At 46.9% G+C, this 17,934-nt stretch carries 10 protein-coding genes; 5 read left to right on the top strand and 5 right to left on the bottom strand.

The features are described 5' to 3' along the window. The first annotated feature begins 34 nt into the window (after positions 1-34). The 5 genes from ON05_RS36605 to ON05_RS36625 all read left to right on the top strand — a co-directional run bounded on the left by ON05_RS36605 (position 35) and on the right by ON05_RS36625 (position 12,911). On the top strand, positions 35-3,391 hold the full coding sequence (locus tag ON05_RS36605) for a filamentous hemagglutinin N-terminal domain-containing protein (protein ID WP_010477022.1): 3,357 nt from the start codon (positions 35-37) through the stop codon (positions 3,389-3,391). A gap of 18 nt (positions 3,392-3,409) precedes the next feature. Beyond that, entirely contained in the window at positions 3,410-5,431 is a 2,022-nt protein-coding gene (locus ON05_RS36610; protein ID WP_262562717.1) for a hypothetical protein, read from the top strand. Continuing rightward, entirely contained in the window at positions 5,432-6,199 is a 768-nt protein-coding gene (locus ON05_RS36615; RefSeq protein WP_316964668.1) for a CHAT domain-containing protein, read from the top strand. Positions 6,200-7,240: 1,041 nt separating this feature from the next. Then, positions 7,241-7,951, top strand: coding sequence for an IS6 family transposase (locus ON05_RS36620; RefSeq protein ID WP_010477026.1), 711 nt, complete (start codon positions 7,241-7,243; stop codon positions 7,949-7,951). A gap of 43 nt (positions 7,952-7,994) precedes the next feature. After that, positions 7,995-12,911, top strand: coding sequence for an AAA family ATPase (locus ON05_RS36625; RefSeq protein WP_262562719.1), 4,917 nt, complete (start codon positions 7,995-7,997; stop codon positions 12,909-12,911). Here ON05_RS36625 and ON05_RS36630 read toward each other — a convergent pair. The 5 genes from ON05_RS36630 to ON05_RS36650 form a co-directional block, all read right to left on the bottom strand. Beyond that, positions 12,908-13,129 (bottom strand): hypothetical protein, encoded by a 222-nt coding sequence (locus ON05_RS36630; RefSeq protein WP_010480997.1) that lies wholly within the window; start codon positions 13,127-13,129, stop codon positions 12,908-12,910. The genes ON05_RS36625 and ON05_RS36630 overlap by 4 nt on opposite strands. A 61-nt stretch (positions 13,130-13,190) precedes the next feature. Continuing rightward, positions 13,191-15,392, bottom strand: coding sequence for a hypothetical protein (locus tag ON05_RS36635; RefSeq protein WP_010480996.1), 2,202 nt, complete (start codon positions 15,390-15,392; stop codon positions 13,191-13,193). Between the two features lie 52 nt (positions 15,393-15,444). Then, positions 15,445-15,801, bottom strand: coding sequence for a hypothetical protein (locus ON05_RS36640; RefSeq protein ID WP_010480995.1), 357 nt, complete (start codon positions 15,799-15,801; stop codon positions 15,445-15,447). Further along, complete coding sequence (locus tag ON05_RS36645; protein WP_010480994.1) at positions 15,798-17,525, bottom strand: type IV secretory system conjugative DNA transfer family protein; 1,728 nt, start codon at positions 17,523-17,525, stop codon at positions 15,798-15,800. The genes ON05_RS36640 and ON05_RS36645 overlap by 4 nt, the downstream gene beginning before the upstream one ends. Further along, on the bottom strand, positions 17,525-17,896 hold the full coding sequence (locus ON05_RS36650) for a hypothetical protein (RefSeq protein WP_010480993.1): 372 nt from the start codon (positions 17,894-17,896) through the stop codon (positions 17,525-17,527). The genes ON05_RS36645 and ON05_RS36650 overlap by 1 nt, the downstream gene beginning before the upstream one ends. Positions 17,897-17,934 lie beyond the last annotated feature (38 nt).

Below are 17,934 nucleotides of genomic sequence, written 5' to 3' on the forward strand. Positions count from 1 at the left end.
TTTTACTAATTTCTCTGTATATTAGTTTTATTCAATGAAATACCCTATTTTGTTTTTCTGGATTCTTGTTGATAGCTTTATGCTATGCCTCTGTTCTCTCATAGATGTTGAAGCGCAAGTATTGCCTGATAATACACTTCCGCAGAATTCTAGAGTTATCAAAAAAGATAATTTAATCAAGATTGAGGGAGGTAGTCAAAGAGGGCAAAATCTATTCCACAGCTTTAATAGCTTTTCAATTATAGATAACCAAACTGCTCATTTTAATAATTCTCTTTTTATCAAAAATATTTTCTCGCGTGTGACATCAAATAAAGCATCTATGATTGATGGAACTCTAAAAACTAATGGAACAGCTAATCTTTTTTTTATTAATCCAAATGGAATTATTTTTGGTAGAAATTCTTCACTAGAAACTGGAGGATCTTTTTTTGGTAGTACAGCTAGCAGTATAATCTTTGATGATAATGCTCGTTTTAATACAATTAATCCAACGCAATCTCTGCTAACTATAAGTGCCCCCATTGGTTTACAGTTTGAAAAACCTTCTCAGGCGATCCGATATCAATCAACAATTACTCAAGGTCTGAATGAATTTGTAAATCCGATTAATAGAGGTTTACAAGTACCAGATGGTAAGACTCTAGCGCTACTCGGAGGTTCAGTTGATGTTTCAGGTGGTCTTATTTTTGCAGATAAAGGAAATATTGAGCTAGGAAGCCTTAATCAAGGAGAGCAGGTCCGATTAGTAACTCAGAATCAAGGTTGGAAAGTAGACTATTCCAACACTCTGAATTTCCAAGATATACTTTTTTCTGAACGAGCTTTAGTTCGTTCTAATGGGGGAGATATCCAGATCAGAGGGAAAAATGTAGGCATTATTGGTGATGCACAGATAGTAAGTGTGGCTACACTAAATCCAGGTGGAGATGTTTTCTTAAATGCTTCTCAGTCGTTAATAATGAGAGGTGCCGACACTCGGTTGGGTACTGAGAGCATTGGAACGGGTGATGCAGGTGATGTGACAGTTGAGGCTAGAGAGATATTTATAAGTGAAGGGGCATTTATTGATGCTCTTCCCCTATCTTCAGGAGATGGAGGAGACTTAAAAATAAATGCGAATGATCTAGTTGAGCTAAGAGGAACAAGTCCTGATGGTTCAATTCCCAGTGGCTTATTTGCTGAAATAGGGCCACAGGTTGCTGGAAACAGCGGTAATTTATCTATCAAGACGCGAAAGTTACGAATAATAGATGGAAGTCAGGTGTCAGTTGTTAATTCGGGGCTAGGAGATGCAGGGAACATATTTATCAATGCCTCAGATTTCGTGGAAATAGTCCAGGCAAAACGACCCGAAGTAGTTATCCCCACTGGTATATTTGCTCAAGTAATAAGTCAAGGAGATGGGGGTGGAATCTTCATAAAAACACAGAAATTTACCCTTCTCAATGGTGCCCAAGTTTCTACTGGTATTTTTGGTAGTGGAAAGGGTGGAGACATAAGTATCAAAGCATTAGACTCAGTTAGATTAGTCGGATCAGCACAGTTTCTAGGTAGAGAATTTTCAAGTGGCCTTTTTTCTTTAGTTGAATTTGAAGGTACTGGCGATGCAGGGAATATTTCCGTTGAGGCAAAACAGATATCTACTACAAGCGGAGCACAGATAACGACTAGTTCACGTAACATCGGTAATGCTGGCTCAATATCTCTAAAAGCTGATTCTATTCTTTTTAGTGGAGCTGGCATTGAAAAAACAAGTGGTGCATTTGTTTCTGCACAACCAGGTTCGATTCGTGATGCTGGAGAGTTGAAAGTTACTGCAGATGATCTGACTGTTGAAAATTACGCTCAACTTTCTGCAATCAATTCTGGTATCGGTAATGGAGGTATTATCGCAATTGATGTAGATATCTTAAATATTCGCGATGGAGGTAGAGTTAGAGCAACTTCTTTAGTTACTGAAAATGCTCCAACAAATAATAGAGGACCTGGCGGATCCATAATGATAAATGCGTCAAGCTCTGTGAATATATCAGGCAGCACTACCTTTGCGAATCAGGTGATAAACAGTACATTATCTACTGAAGCACAAGGCACTGGACGGGCTGGCGACATAACAGTTAATACGAGCAAACTGCTCGTAAACAATGGCGGCACCATTTCAGTATCCACATTAGAGTCAGGGAAAGCAGGTGAAATCAATATTAATGCGAATAATCTAGTATTTCTTTCTGGTGAAGCCAGTGGTGTATTCGCCAATACCACTGGTCAAGGTCGTGGAGGAGATATTAGCGTAATTACCGATCAATTCCATATCCAGGACAATGCCACTATCGATACACGCACTACTGCTAGTGGTATCGGTGGAAACATCTTTATAAAAGCAAATCGATTCGAAGCCACACAAAACGGCAGATTATTAACTACAACTGCAGGTAAAAAAAGAGCTGGGAACATCACACTAGAGATTCGTGATGATTTGATCTTAAAAGGTCAGGGTAGCGGCTTATTTGCAAATACTGGCCCCAACTCAAGTGGACCAGGCGGCAACATCTTCATCGATCCACGTACTGTTAGCATTCTAAATGGAGCAGGGATTGCTGTTGACAGCCAAGGCTCTGGGATCGGAGGAAATATTTTCCTTGAAGCTGGGAGACTTAATTTATCAAATCAAGCTTTTATCTCTGCCGAAACCTTGAATAGTCAAGGTGGAAATATTCGTTTGAATATAGCCAACTTGCTCCTGCTACAAGGTAGAAGTAATATTACAGCAACTGCTGGTCGCAACCAAAACAGCGGTGATGGCGGCAATATTGACATCAACGCTTTACTTATAGCCGCTTTTCCAGATGAAAACAGCGATATATCCGCCAATGCCTTCACGGGGCGGGGGGGCAATGTCACTATCAATACTCAAGGTCTTTTTGGCCTCGAAGCCAGAGACGAACCTACTCCCTTGAGTGATATCACAGCAAGTTCTGAGTTTGGATTCAGTGGCGAAGTTACTTTAAATACCCCTGAAACGGATCCAGATCAAGGTTTAGTTGACTTACCTACAGGTCTAGTACGCCCACAGATAAACCAACGGTGTTCACCTGGTGCTCCTGTTGAATCATCCAGTAGCTTTATAAACAGCGGTCGAGGTGGCTTGCCACCTCGACCAAATGTGCCCAGTGACTCAATCACCATTTGGGAAGATCTACGCTCTCCCCCCCATTCCAAGGCCCTTCAGAAAACGGATCAGAACGAGGTACGAACTCGACCTAACAAGATACTGGAAGCGCAAGGATGGCGGAGAACGGCTACAGGCCAGATACATTTAGTTTCTCAAGGGGCATCGACAACTGTACCCCAGGCAAATTTAACTGTCTGTTTACCAGCTGCTCAGTAACCTAGCACCCTATAGGTCATGGCTAAGCACAAACTTTTCCAACCTTCAAATCACATCAAGCTGATCAAACAAGGAATACGTTTCGGAATTAGTTGTTTGCTAGGGCTTTGGATTGGAGTTTCAAGCCCTATACTCCTGGGTGATTTTTCGATCCAGGCTCAACAAACTCCAGCATTTAAACAGCTCCAAATTGGCACATCACACTACCAACGTAAGCAATATAATCAAGCCGCAACTGCTTGGGAGAAGGCTGCCCAGCAGTTTGCCAATCAAGGTGATTTGCTAAAGCAAAGTATGGCCTTGACCTATCTTTCACTCGCACAACAGCATAGACAGCAGTGGTCTGCCGCCAAAACAACAATCACTCAGAGTCTCGAGCAGCTCCAGGATATTGAACCAAAACAACAATCATCTCAATGGTTACATCTCTATGCTCAGGCACATAATGCTTATGGTCGATTACAACAAGCTTTAGGACGCCCTGAACTTGCTTTAACTCATTGGCAACAAGCTACGCAATTTTACCAAGAACTAAATGATCCGGTAGGAGTTAGAGGAAGTTTAATCAATCAAGCCTTGGCACAGGAAGCAGCAGGATTATACCGGCCAGCTTGTAAAACTCTCATACGTGCCATGAACCTTACGCTCTCATGTGATGTGGATGATGACTCAATTTTGACAGAGCTTCAACAGCAATTCATGGCTCATCCTGATCCTAAAATTCAGGTAATAGGTTTACGAAATCTTAGTAATGTATTGCGACAAATAGGGAGCCTTGCAAAATCACAATCCTTGCTAAAAATAAGCTTGGATCTCGTACTGCCCTTACAATCTCCAGACCTCGAGAGTGCTATTTACTTAAGCCTTGCAGAAACTGAGAGAGCTTTATATCAACAGGCTCTCCAGCAGTCTTTGGAAGTAGGTGAGCTAAAGAATCAATCCCTGCTAAACGATTCCTTAGCACATTACGAGCAAGCCATACGTACTGCCCAGTTAGTTTCAAAAGCAGAGTTCAAACCTGCTACGCAACTACTTGTCATCCAAGGACAACTTCAAACCTTGAGTCTACTTCTCGATTGGCAAACCAGCCTTGATTTCCCCCTGACCCAATCCTCATCCCAACCCCAAAAACTAGCCAAACAGATTCTTGATGGACCATTAGTTAATATGCCAGCTAGCAGAGCTGTCGTATACGCTCAACTTAATCTAGCAAAGAGTTTGTTCCGTCTTGGAAAAATTCAACCTTCAAAATCATGGAGTGAGCGAAGTATCCAATGGGTAACTACTGCACATCAGATGGCTGTGAAGTTGGACGATAACCGTGCAACTTCTGAAGCCCATGGGCTTTTAGGTACTTTTTATCAGCAGAAAGCTTCCTATGTAAAAGCACAAGCTGAGACTGAAGCTGCTCTTTCAATTGCCCAAGCAACACAGGCAAATGATTTAGCATATCAATGGCAATGGCAAATGGGTAAGATTCTGGATGCTCGGCAACAACCTCAACAAGCAATCCAATATTATCAATCAGCTATTCATACACTGCAAGGGCTCAGAAAAGACCTTGTCTTTCTTGCACCGGATGCCCAGCTCTCATTTCGAAATGGTGTTGAGCCTCTCTATCGGCAACTCGTCAATTTGCTTTTATCCTCTAATCCTGAAGCACAAAATTTGCAGCAAGCCCGGTCTGTAATTGATGCCTTACAGACTGTTGAAGTTGAAAACTTTCTACTTCAAACCTGTACCAAAGATCAACTAACAGAGATTGATCAGCTTATCGATCGCACTGAGGTCAACACTGCATTTATTTACACCATTTTTCTCAATGATCAGTTGGGAGTCATCCTAAAACTGCCCCACTCTGATGAACTACAACTCCATACTATTTCTGTCACAAAAGAGACTTTTGATAGCACTTTAGTTGAACTTGCTAGAATACTGCAGTTCAAGCTACCATCACGACTCTCTAAAATTCAGTCAGCTTCAAATCCTATCTATGAATGGTTGATCGCTCCAATTGAAGAAGAACTCATCAAAAATTAAATTAAAAATTTAGTATTTGTGCTGGATGGTCCTCTTCGTAACATCCCCATATCAGCACTTTATGATGGAAAGCAATTCCTGATAGAGAAATATGCCATTAGCACTAGCCCTGGCTTACAACTTCTGGGGCCAAAACCTTTGGATCGTCAGGCTTTACCCACATTGGTCGCAGGTTCCACGGATCCCATGCCTGACTTAGGCCTTAAAAGTCTACCAAAGGTATTAGTTGAGATAAAAAAGATTGCTGCTACTTTGGCTAAAACCGATATCTTACTTAACCAAGCTTTTACTCGTGATTCTCTTCAACGAAGTATTTTAGGTAAGCCAGCTCGAATTGTGCACATTGCTACACACGGACAGTTTAGTTCCCAGGCCAATCAGACCTATATCGTATCCGGGATTGGTGATCGCATCAATATCAATCAACTCGGTGATATTCTCAATAACCGTGATCAAGCACAATCACAACCTATAGAGCTGTTATTCTTAAGCGCATGCCAAACTTTAAAGAGTGATCCACAAGCTGCGCTAGGCATGGCAGGGATGGCTGTGCAATCAGGTGCACGAAGCACTATTGCCTCGTTGTGGTATGCCGATGATGAAGCTAGCGCGGAGCTTGTTGGTAAATTCTATGAGCATTTAATTGATCCGAAAGTGGCAACAAAAGCTGAGGCACTCCGTCTTGCTCAACTTGACTTGATAAATAACCCCCGATTTAATTTACCTGTGTATTGGGCACCATATGTTCTGCTAGGTAATTGGCTTTAGTAAAATACTTGTACCTCCAATAGGTAATGGTTGGATAGCAACTTTGATTACACTTTATCTAGTAATACAAATTACCCAGTTAAATGACCTGTATAGTTTGTCGAAATCGTTGAAGATAAGCCAATCATTGGAGTCAAACATTTCATCCCCACACGGAATTGGTATAAGTCATATTTTAGAAAGAAAAATTCCCCATATTAGGAGGGAGATTTGTTAGTACCTATCAGATTACCGAAACACATTCAATGGAAATTTTTAGACAATCATTTTTTCAGCGGCCATAATAATTCTTCTCTTCAAGAATCGAAAACCATGTTGTAGCAGTATGGAGGGTGATCGATAGATTAGTATATTACTCATTACTCCACCAAAAGCACTAGTAAGATGGAAAACACTGCGGCAAATTTGGTTTTGTTTTACAAACAGGCGGATCACCATCAAAGGGGTCAGTATATGAATGCGCCTGTGCTGACTTGTTACTGCTAGCTAAAGTAAAAGCCCATATAAATATAATAAAAATAAGAGCAGTCCTTGTTGCTTGATGAGTATAAGGATGTGTGAAAGTTATGATCATGATGTCATATCCCTAATGATTGAAAAATTGGCAAAAAACTAGTTCAGTTTCGTAAATAACTCAGTCACTGAAGTAGCGTTTTATGCGAATCATTTGAAATTGGTTGTTATAGGGTTTTTAAATGCAGTATTAGTCGTTTGAGGCCTTAACCGAGACTGTTTAGAGTAATGCGTAAGGGGTTTGCGGAGCAATGGAGCAATAAACAATATTAAGGCTGTAATCTTGACTCGACAACGCTTATAGGCCAATTTTTACCTCTTTACTATTTCTGCCCAGCTTAATTCCCAATTTTGGCCCAAGATTTGCCTCTGTGATTTATTCTGCGTAAACCGATATGGAGCAATACTAACGTTACTACGGTATGTTATTACGTTCCAACATAAAATATGTGGTAGTGTCGCAAAAATAGGGTGTTGGCCTACTGTCAGTGGTAATCTGGGGGGCCATGCTTCTTGTCTCTTCTGTCAATGAAAACTGCTGACCTATTCAAATGGCGTCATTATCAAGCTGAGATCATCCTGCTCAATGTCCGGTGGTATTGCCGCTACCCCCTCAGCTATCGTCACCTAGAAGAGATGATGATGGAGCGGGGATTGGAAGTGGATCACAGCACCATTAATCGGTGGGTTCTCAAATATTCCCCTGAATTGGACAAGCGCTGTCGTCGGCATCTCAAGCCGACCAATGACTCCTGGAGAGTTGACGAAACTTACGTCAAAATCCGCAAAAAGTGGCGCTACCTTTATCGAGCGGTTGACTCTGACGGCTACACCCTCGACTTTTTACTCACAGCAAAGCGGGATGCCAAGGCTGCAAAGCGCTTTCTGACCAAAGCATTGAATGCGCTTCATACCCATGCACCTCGGGTGATCAATGTAGATAAAAATCCAGCGTATCCCCCTGCTGTGGAGCAGTTACAGGAAGAGGAACGGATCCCTGAAGGAGAAAAAATACGGCAGGTCAAATATCTCAACAATATAGTGGAGCAAGATCATAGAGGCATCAAACGTCTTGTGAATCCTGGCATGGGTTTTGGCTCGTTCAATTCCGCCAGAAGAACTTTGAAGGGGTACGAAGCGATGAACATGATCCGCAAAGGTCAGATCAAAAATGTGGGCAAAGATGATCCAATGGGACAGATCTCTTTCATCAATCAAATCTTCGGAGTAGCAGCATAGTCTTGGATGAAACTCAGAGGAGTTTTGTACCTGGAAGCATTATTTGCGACACAACCATCGCATCTATCAAACCAAGGATGCATTTGAGCTAGAAGGCTACAACCGTTCTGATGTCGAAGTCTTCAGCAAACGTCACCGGGCCATCGTCAAAGCGGTTCGGGATGAGGGGCTTGAAGTCACTCCAGAGAACAAGAAGCTGAAGGTACTCCCCACTCGCAAGGCTAAGCGGGGTGTCGGTAAAAAGCTCGAAATCATCCAAGACCACTGGCGAGAAGAAGCCCGCTCTCAAGGGGTTGGTCATCCAGTATTGGCTGAACCCTTGGCGGTAATGCCTGACCCAGACCGAGCCAGGTATGAGGTTGAGAGCGCTATTCGCCATTATGCAGAGTGGTCCTCCATCTTTGAGAAGGACGATATCTATGCCTATGTCTTCAAGACCCTCAAGCGTCAGGGCATGGCTATGGAACAGGTGGATGAGGCCATCAAGCAAAGCAAAGAACTGATCCCCGTTGAGCGTGGATTCACCACCGTCACTGCTGTTGAAGAAGAAGCCCAGATCCACCAGCGCTGGATGGAGGGCCAAGGTCAAGCTCAGCCAATGGTCGCTCATCCTTCCCTTTTGGGGATTAGCGTTGAGCTGAATGAAGACCAGGCCAAGGCCATACTCAATACCCTCACTAGCACTGACCGTTATCAAATCTGGCAGGGCTTTCCAGGGGTGGGCAAGTCCCGAACCCTAGGGGTACTCAAGACTTTACTGAATGGGTCTGGCTTAAATATTCGGGGGTTCAGCCCCACGATTCCAGCGGCGAAGAAGCTCCAAGATGAGCTAGGCATCACGACCAACACCGTTGAGCATCTGGTTCTCCATCAAGTTGATGACAGCCCTAACCAAGTCTGGCTGATTGATGAATCGGGCATGATGAGCCGACGACAGATGAAGGTGATTCTGGAGAAGGCTGAACCCATTGGGGCACAAGTCATCTTCGTGGGGGATGCAGGTCAAAACTCTTCAATTGAGGCGGGCAATCCCTTCAAGTTTATGCAGCGCAATGGAGCCACCACCCACCGAATTGAGGAGATTGTTAGGCAAAAAGTTGATGTCCAGAAGCAAGCCGTTGAACTGATTGCTAGAGGCAGAGGAATTGCAGCACTAGAACTCCTCGATGCCAATGGATATGTGATTGAGTCGGGCGATAAATATGAGATGGCCCAAGCCGCAGCGGATCAGTACCTCGCTCTCCCCCTCAAAGAACAAGAGGAAACCCTGATTATCGCTGGCACCAATGAGGAACGACTCGATACGGAGCAAGCCATTCGTAGAGGCGAGAAACAAGCGGGACGACTCGGGGAATCTAGCAAGATTGTTCAGCTCAAGTCCCGCAACTTGAGTATCGAGCAAAAGCGTCGGGTGGATTGGTATCGAAAAGGGGATTACGTTCGGCTATTGCAAACCTCCCGTTCCGCATCCATCAAGCGGGGACAGCTCTACAAGGTGGAAGCACGAGAGGGAGATGAGCTGGTGGTATCTTCCTTTGGCGGTCGGCTCTATCGATTCAAACCCTCTAAATACAAACTAAAGGAGGTCTACAGTGCCCATAAGTTTGATGTGGCCGTTGGGGATAAGCTCAGATGGACGACAACTATCAAAGAGAACAACTGGATCAACGGTCAGCAGCTCACGGTCACCGCCCTTGATGGTCTGAACATGAAAGTCAGGGACCACGAGGGACGTTCCCATGATGTACCACTGACACAACCGCTTGCCTTGGAATATGACCGGGTGTGGACATCCTACCGCTCCCAGAGTGGCACGAAGAAACGGACGATTGTCATCACCACGAATGACCGGACCTCTAGCCGAGAGCCGTTCCTCGTCGATATTTCTCGCCAAGAACATGAACTAACTGTCTACACCGAGAGCCTGAATAAACTCAGGAATCGGGTCGCCAAATCCAATACCCAAAAAAGTGCTTTAGATTTAATCGAGGGAACCTATGGACACCAACAATCAACAACAGAACGTCAACAATCAACAGCAGATCATCAACGAGCTTCGAATCCAACTCGGTCCACTCACGGACGCGATCACCATCCTGACCAATCAAGTCGAAGAGGTCCAAGCCCAGAACCAACATATCCTAGACGAGAACAGAGAACTCAAGTCCCAGGTCAGAGAACGGATCAACACCATCCCAATGGAAGTCAAAGCCGTTCTCAACCAGTTCATCCAGGAGTTCAAGGAGGCGATGGCATCCAAGAAACCCTCGGATATGAGCGAGTCGATCAAGGAACTCGCCAAGGCAATGGACAACTTAAGGATGAAAATCGAGGATACCAGCGTCTTGCAGTTGACGATGAGCGACAAGGTATTGGAGGCCGCAGAGGAGATCATGCAGATCAAGGACCAGCTCCCGCGACACGCCCCACCCAAGACAGTCGTTCAACAGAATGGGCATCAGCCTCCTCAGACTTAGCAAAACTGGTAAAGACATGGACCCAAAAGCAAGCGCTAGCTGAGAGTGGACTAGAGTCTCAATTGCTGAACCTCGCTCAACGGGTCGATGCCTTATGCCAAAGCTTAGAACCTAATTCCTTTAAAGGTCTAGGCGAATTGGCCGATCTTGCAAGGGAGCTGCAAGGACAAACAGCCCTCGCCCAGAACCTTACTTATATTTCCCAATCCATTGACCAGATTGACCAGACTATCGAACAATCCTTAAGTCAGCAAAGGATTAGGGCCATTGCCGATTCCGTAGCGGAATGGCGAACGGGTCAGGAGCTGGCAAATGCCGTTACCGAAATGGTGGATGTCCTGACTCAGGGATCTGAAGGACTAGACCGGGCAATCATCCGACTCCAAGCGGGGATTGAGGCCACCCAATCTCTGGATGTCCAATTCCCAGCAATGGCTGAGTTGGTCGATGCCGTTCAAGATTGGCAAACTGAGGTGGAAGTCTCTGCAGTCATGGACGAGGTGCAGGACTTGGTTGCGTCAATCACGGTGCCTCAATTCCCTGACATGGGTGACCTAGCTCAGGATGTCCATGACCTCAACGAAGAACAAGCTTTGACTGAGAGTGGCTTGGTTGAGCAGTTGGTTGAGTTGACCACTCAGATTAACGAGCTGGCTAAACCCCAGCAAGTTCAGTTTGAGGGCATAGAGCAGCTTGCCGAAATCGTAAACGAACTCCAGCAAGGACAATCCCTCGCTCAGGTGCAGCCCCAGCTCCAGGCCATCACCCAACAGATTGAAGCCTTTAACGCCAAGCAACCCACTTATTCTTTTGCCAAGATTAAGGAGCTGGCCGATACCGTCAGTGAATGGAGGGCACATGAATCCATTACTCAGCACATTGGCGCACTCAATGATCTGACCGTTCGCGCTCAGCGAAGCCTGAAGACCTTCCCAGCTATGCTGCAATTGGCTAAATCCGTGAAGGCAATGCGCTCAGTTGATGCACTGGTGAATGGGCCAGTTGCAGAACAGCTTAAGGAAGTCGCCCAGCAGTTGACGGACAGGGGGATGAGCGTCACACCTAAGCCCAAGACCATTGACGATCAGGTGTTCTGGAAACCAGACTACTCTGGAGTAGAGCGGCCTGACTATATTGACGAGAAACATTGGGATGAATGGGTGGCTAGCTGTGCTCATCCTGACGTGATTAAAGCAAGATTGCATTCTATTGCTGATGATCAGGTGATTGATCGGTTGCTGGGAGCCAAGATTGAGGACATCGCCACTCGTAGACGGGATGGGTCTTTCAAGACGGTGCGGAGTCAGTATCATATTGAGCCGATCCGAGCCTTGATTAATGATCGGAAGGAACCAGAGGTGTTGAGCTACCGAGAGATGGCTGAAGGCGGTGGCTGGTGGGTTGATGCTGGGGTTGATCCGCTATCCTTTGAGGGGCTTGGACCTAATGAGGAACCAACACTTAGTCTCTATGGCACCTTCAAGCCTGATACTCCCCGTATCGACATGAAGAAAACTCGCAGAGCTAGAGCGAAAGACCCCAATGCCCCACTCAAATATCGCAAGTATGAAAACCCAATGGGGCCAAAACGCGAACTGTTTGAGCGAGATATGGCTTTCCAACCCGTCCCAGATCCCATCGCTAAGCGGATCTTTGCCAAGTATGGAGTCGCCCAAACTGATGAAGAGAAAGCCAAAGGATTCTGGTACACGGTCTACAAGCATCCTGAAATCCCCATCTATCGAACTGAAGGAGATAAAAAAGACGCGGCATTAGTCTCTCAAGGAAGAGTCGTCATTGGTGGTCAGGGGGTCAACATCGGCTATCGGGCCAAGAACCAGCACGATGAAAAGCTCGAAAGACGAGTACTGCACCCGCAACTAGACGTGTTTGCGGTTCCAGGCAGAGAGTTCAGGTATGCCCATGACTGGGATTCTGAGCAGTCCACGGTCTGGAACGTGCGCCGTGAAATGGTCAGAGAAGCTGAACTCATTGAAGAAAGAGACTGCAAGACATGGAGAATTCCTTGGGATTCTGAACAAGGGAAAGGCGTCGATGACCTGATCGCTAATCATGGCCCCATCGCTTTTGAGCGGGCTGACAAGAATGCCTATCCGATGGAGCGGGAAATCACGATGCACTATCGGGGGCAGTACACCCAGATTAAGAAGCGATTGAATCGGCACTTTGGATGCGCGGTGCACGATATTCCCATTTACCTAGAAGCGATGAAGGATGGGGATGCGATGGATGGCATTCGGGTCTTATGGGAGTCTTCCACTGCCCGGTCCTTCCAGCATTACCATGACAAGCAGCACTATATCGAGGGCATCATCAAGCTCTCGGATGCCTATCGTAGACTCGTCAGAAAAGACGGTGACCCCAAGGCCATGCAAATCCTCGTCAACAGACTAAAAAGGGCCCGACCCATTATCAAGGTCGAGGCCAGAAGTCGGAATATAAAACGAGGTCGTGGACGTTAGTCTACGCGACGAGAGTTAATCACCGTACCACCACTAGAACTAATCCAATCAGAACCCGGCATGGGAGGTGGCCCTGGAATAATCTCGGTGCGTCTCATTCCTGATCTATCTTCAATCTCTACGCGACTGCGTTGTTGAGGCTTGGGATCACCGGGTAGCCGCTGACTCCAGGGATCATTAAATGAATTGCCGATTGGATCGTTATACATATCTGACATGGGAATTCTCCTTGATTTGAGTTACAACGTGAAACTGATTCGAGAGAATATACCACCACCCTTATCGGGACATGGTGACTTCTCGTTTGGGCTGTTCTTTCTTCTCCACGGGGGGACGGGCAAGGTTCTTTTTAATCTTGGCGATCAGCTTGCTTGAATCTAGTCCTTTCTCTCGCCTCCGATTAATCGTATCTTTCTGTTCTTGGGTAAATCCAGCGAACTCATCCTGGACTTCTCCTGTAGGATGCTTGGCTTGGGAAGACGCTACTTGTTGATTCTCAGGCTCAGTGGACTGTTCTTTATCATTGGGCTTGGGAGCTTCCGCCTCGGTCTTCTGGCCTTTAGTTTCACTCTGCTGCTGCGCATCCTTGGGGATATCAGCCTCAGCCTTGATATCCTTTCCAGAAAGTCCATATCGATCTGGAATTGCAATACCATTTTGAATCCTAAGAATCGTGCGAGTGCCTACCTTAATCGTCAATGTCCCTTTGAATTTCTCTGGATTCCTCAGTGCCTCTCGAATCATCCGAGACTGCTCTAAATTAACGGAACTGCGATTATGATCGATTATCCCGTCATCATTTAGTCGAAATATCTCTTTCTGATTTAAAAACACTCGCATATTGCCAATTTCAATATTGCGACTTAGCTTCTCAACAATATCCTCGTTGATCATGCGGAGTGGGTCAAGGTCTTCAGATTCCGAGGCTTTCGCTTTCGGTGCTTCCGCTTCAGGTGCTTGAGAGGGTTCAGCCCTTTCTGGTTCTGAGGAGTTGCGGACCACAGCCCTAGCCTCCTCCTCACTCATGCCTTCCTCTTGACCTTGCATCACGACCAGCTCGTCATAGTATTCCTGCAACTGCGGATCTTCGCTGATGTATTCTTGAATGTCAGCATAGGTTAGCTCTTCGTCCAGGGCTTTAGACAATAACTCCGCATATTGGTCTTGGCTTGTGGGGGCATTCTGCACCTCTGCCCCCTGCTCAAAGGCATCATAGTTGGCCTCAGTGGTGACGAGTTTCTGAACGTCTTCAATGTCCATCCCATTAACAGCAGCTTGAGCCACCACTTTCTGATCCAGCTCACTCAATAACGTTGGATTCTCACTGAGGCGAGACTGAATATCCTCCCAGGTCAGATCTGGATTCTTCTCAAATTCACCCAGTAATTGAGAATATTGCTGTTGGGCATCCGTTGATAGTTCCACTGAGGGATTCACGACAGAAGCATTCACTTCCAATACTGTTTGAGCTTCAGGCTCCTGGGTCAGCTCCTGATTAACCTCTGGGGTGGGGTTATCTAGTTTGTATTGCGCCTCCACTGACTCTGCCGTCTGAGTGAGATAGACAGGGACAGAGACATCTTGAAAATTCGCCTCGGTCATCTGAGCTACATTCGGTCCCTGCGATATAATCGCGGTCGCCTCATCAAGTGTTTTGCCTTTAGTGAGAGCCTGATAAATAACCTGTTTGTCGTAGGTTTCCCCTAATTCTGGAGCAGCGTCGATTTTTTCGTAAATACTTTCATAGGTGAGATTGGGGTCATTCTGTTGCTCAGATAGGATCTTTACATATTCATCTCGTCGCTCCATATCGCGCTCTGTGGAGATGGAGGCTTGGTTCTGTGCTTCAGCCATTGTTGCTTGTCTCCTTTGTACGGTTTCCATTGCACTACGAACGTTCTGCTGCACTTGCTCTGGCAGCTTGCTCAAGGTCTCTTCAAACCAATTCTTGGCCCGGTTGATGTAGTGATTCGTCATCCTCCACATATGGACCACGGGACGAGCCACCACAGTTGGAATGCCCTGTCTGGCATAGCTAATGGCTAGCTTGCTCGTGTCCACGATGCCTTTACCGATCATCGTCGGGGCGGCAAACCCACTCAAGGGCCGTGCCCAGGCATCCGTCTTTGCCAGCATGTCTGCGGTTCTCACATTCGCCCAGGCATTGAATGCACTCTGCCTCCCCCATCCAGGCTGTATCTGACCCGCTATCTCAGCAAAGTTCTTGGCGATCTGATCCGCTGCGACGCCATGTATCCCTGAGTGCATCAGATGAGTGGCCTGACCCACTACCCCCGCAACGGCAGGGCCAACGAGGGGGGCATGAGTCGCGGCCACCGCAGCAGCAGGAGGCAAGGCGGCAAACTGGATCAGCTTCTTAGCCACTCGCATCGTGGGAGCCGCTTGAAAAAAGAGTTGTTCTTCCTCCCTGAGTTCTTGATATTTTTTGCTGATGAAATTCTGAAATTCAAGTTTTTCCACTGTTCAAGTTCTCCATATAAAGAGTCCTAATTCGTTGCAAGAGAATGTACCCTCACCGTCCAAACCCTCGATTTTGGCCTCGGTTCCGATTCTGGGTGAGCTTATGGCCGTGGGTTTCCACCGCGACTTTGAGCTGGGCACTCTTCACATACCGCTCAGCCATCTTGGTTGGGTCTTGCACTTTCTCGGCATAGTCGCTCATCCGTAGCTTGGTCTTAATCACATCTGTAGGCGTGTTATTCCGTATCTCCTGCTTCGCCAGTTCCATTGCCTGTTCAGCGGTCTCGATCTTGACCGCGACCCGTGGTTTCCTTAAGGCGGCGGCATTGATGATGACGCTGTTGGTCGCATTCACGGCCTGCTGGCCGATTTGCAACATTTCTCTAAATTGCTGTTCTTCGCTACTCATGCGGCTTTCTCCTCTTGTTGCTTCAATTTGTGGGATTCAACTTCTTGGGTAGAGGGCAGCAGGGCATCGGCGGACACCATGCGGTCGGACATGATTTGCTCTGGAGAATCTAACACCCGCTCTTGGGCCATCAGCACCATGCGCTTGTGGACATGGCTTTTGTACATCCGTTCGCATTCGGTGAACCGCTGCATGTCCGTGCCATTCCGTTTCTTCAAGTTGAAGCGCATCCGAATGGGCCGATCATCCATGCCGGGGTTGGTGCAGATAAATTCCCCTTTCTTGAGTCGCTTGATATCTGAAGCGGTAATCAGCCGCTTCTTTTTCTCCTGTTCATTGCGGGAGCGGCTGTTGCCCATCTTCCCGTAGCTGCGAGATTTGGAATGGTAGTGCTTGGTGTATTCCCCCAAGTCTGCACTCAGGTCTTCTCGGACTTTGTAGCTCCCACTCTTAAAGATGAATTGGGTGGAGGTGTTGTCAAAGATGGACTCTGAGGTCTCCGACTGATATTTAATCTTGGGTTGGCTATAGCTCTGCATGGACACAAAGGAATAAAACCCATAGCTACGATCCAAGGACACCACTTCTTCAAAACTCGGCAGCATCAGTCGGGCGAATTCATCTAGGAACACGCCAAAGGGCCGATCCCGTTCCGTATCCTCATTCAAGTTGCGCTGAATTAAAAGGTGAATGGCAACAGCGACTAATGGGGCCGTTGCTTTCTTGGCTTGTCCATCCAACTCAAAGAAGATGATTTGCTTACCCGGTAGGTCCAAAGGAATGGTGGATTGGGTGGGTTCACGCCCATCGATGGACAGACAGGGGATGGTCTGCCGATTGACCATTGGTAAGAGATAGTTGATGCCACTCGCTAATATGCCACCAGCGGTATCTTGAGTGCCCGTCACGCTCATCAGGCCCACGAGCTGCTGCCGCACCCACATGCCTAAATCGCTATCTACCTTGAATGCCCCTTCTTGGTCAGCCATCTGGATCCGCTCTGCGATACCCGGCAGGCCCATCAAGGCCCAGACCATCGGTAAGTCGGCATAGTCTGCCCGCTTTGCCATCATCAGCAAGGCTTGCAAGAGGTATTCGGCGTGATTGTCGAAAAAGGGATGCTTGTTCGACATATTGATAATCACGTTATCGGATAGGGTTGAGGCGATGGACCGGGCAATCAGTGCATCATCCGCATCCCGCATAAATCCCAGGTAGTCAAAGCCATGACTATAGGACTTGCCCGGAGCAAAGCAGTAGCACTCATAAGGAATTTTTTGCTTGCGGGCATAGGGGATGAATTTCTTCTTCAGGGTGCCTTTGACATCAAAGACAATCAGGGTGTGCCCTTGAAGAATGGCATCCGCTAAGGCCAGCTCAATCACCGTGGCAGTCTTGCCCTTACCAGCCCCACCGACGATGGTGACTAGGGGCTGGAGGTCGGGGAGGATCAGGGGGTCATCGCTACCCAAGCGAAGGGCTATCTCATCCCGTTTTCGGTCCCTGATTTGCTTGAGTCCCAGCATCTTAGCTCGGTGCTGTTCTCGTCTCGTGGCCCACCGGGCATCATCGGGTTCGCGTCTCGTCTCATCCTCAAACCACCACAGGGCAATTAGGATCAGGGCCAATAATCCCGTTAACCAGGGGAGAGGACCACTGAATAGGGGAGACAGGTCAACCCCTTCAGATTGGGGTTGGGGAGGCTGTTCGGTTTTGTGCTGCATCACGCATCCCCCTCAGTCGATTGAGGGACACAGGCGATTCTGTTTTCACCCAGGACGAGGCTAGTTTCACTCTGCTCTGTGATGGTGAAGGAGTCCGTGCGGTCGGGAGCCGTTTGGAAGTGGATTTCCCCAGAGTCCAATTCATAGGTGCCCAGCAGTGCGGGGGATCCTTTGACAGAAATGGCGTAGGAGTTATCCTTGCCCAGCTTTAGTTCAATTTGGCTACCGTGAATGATGAGGCGAGAAATCGGGGTGGATTTATCTTTGAGCTTGAAGTTGAGGTTGCAGCTATACGTCCCCGCAACGGTGGGCTGGCTAGAGCAACCCAGCAGAAGGAGGGGGACTGCTGCAAGAAGTCTGATATTGGTCATGGCGGTCAGAATTATCTACGAGATAACGTACCGCCATG

It is taken from the genome of Acaryochloris sp. CCMEE 5410 (assembly GCF_000238775.2).
In the GTDB taxonomy this organism is placed as follows: Bacteria; Cyanobacteriota; Cyanobacteriia; order Thermosynechococcales; family Thermosynechococcaceae; genus Acaryochloris.

Coding starts and splice junctions, on each gene's coding strand:
- ON05_RS36605 (WP_010477022.1), top strand. CDS start 35: ATGAAATACCCTATTTTGTTTTTCTGGATTCTTGTTGATAGCTTTATG.
- ON05_RS36610 (WP_262562717.1), top strand. CDS start 3,410: ATGGCTAAGCACAAACTTTTCCAACCTTCAAATCACATCAAGCTGATC.
- ON05_RS36620 (WP_010477026.1), top strand. CDS start 7,241: ATGAAAACTGCTGACCTATTCAAATGGCGTCATTATCAAGCTGAGATC.
- ON05_RS36630 (WP_010480997.1), bottom strand. CDS start 13,129: ATGTCAGATATGTATAACGATCCAATCGGCAATTCATTTAATGATCCC.
- ON05_RS36640 (WP_010480995.1), bottom strand. CDS start 15,801: ATGAGTAGCGAAGAACAGCAATTTAGAGAAATGTTGCAAATCGGCCAG.
- ON05_RS36645 (WP_010480994.1), bottom strand. CDS start 17,525: ATGCAGCACAAAACCGAACAGCCTCCCCAACCCCAATCTGAAGGGGTT.
- ON05_RS36650 (WP_010480993.1), bottom strand. CDS start 17,896: ATGACCAATATCAGACTTCTTGCAGCAGTCCCCCTCCTTCTGCTGGGT.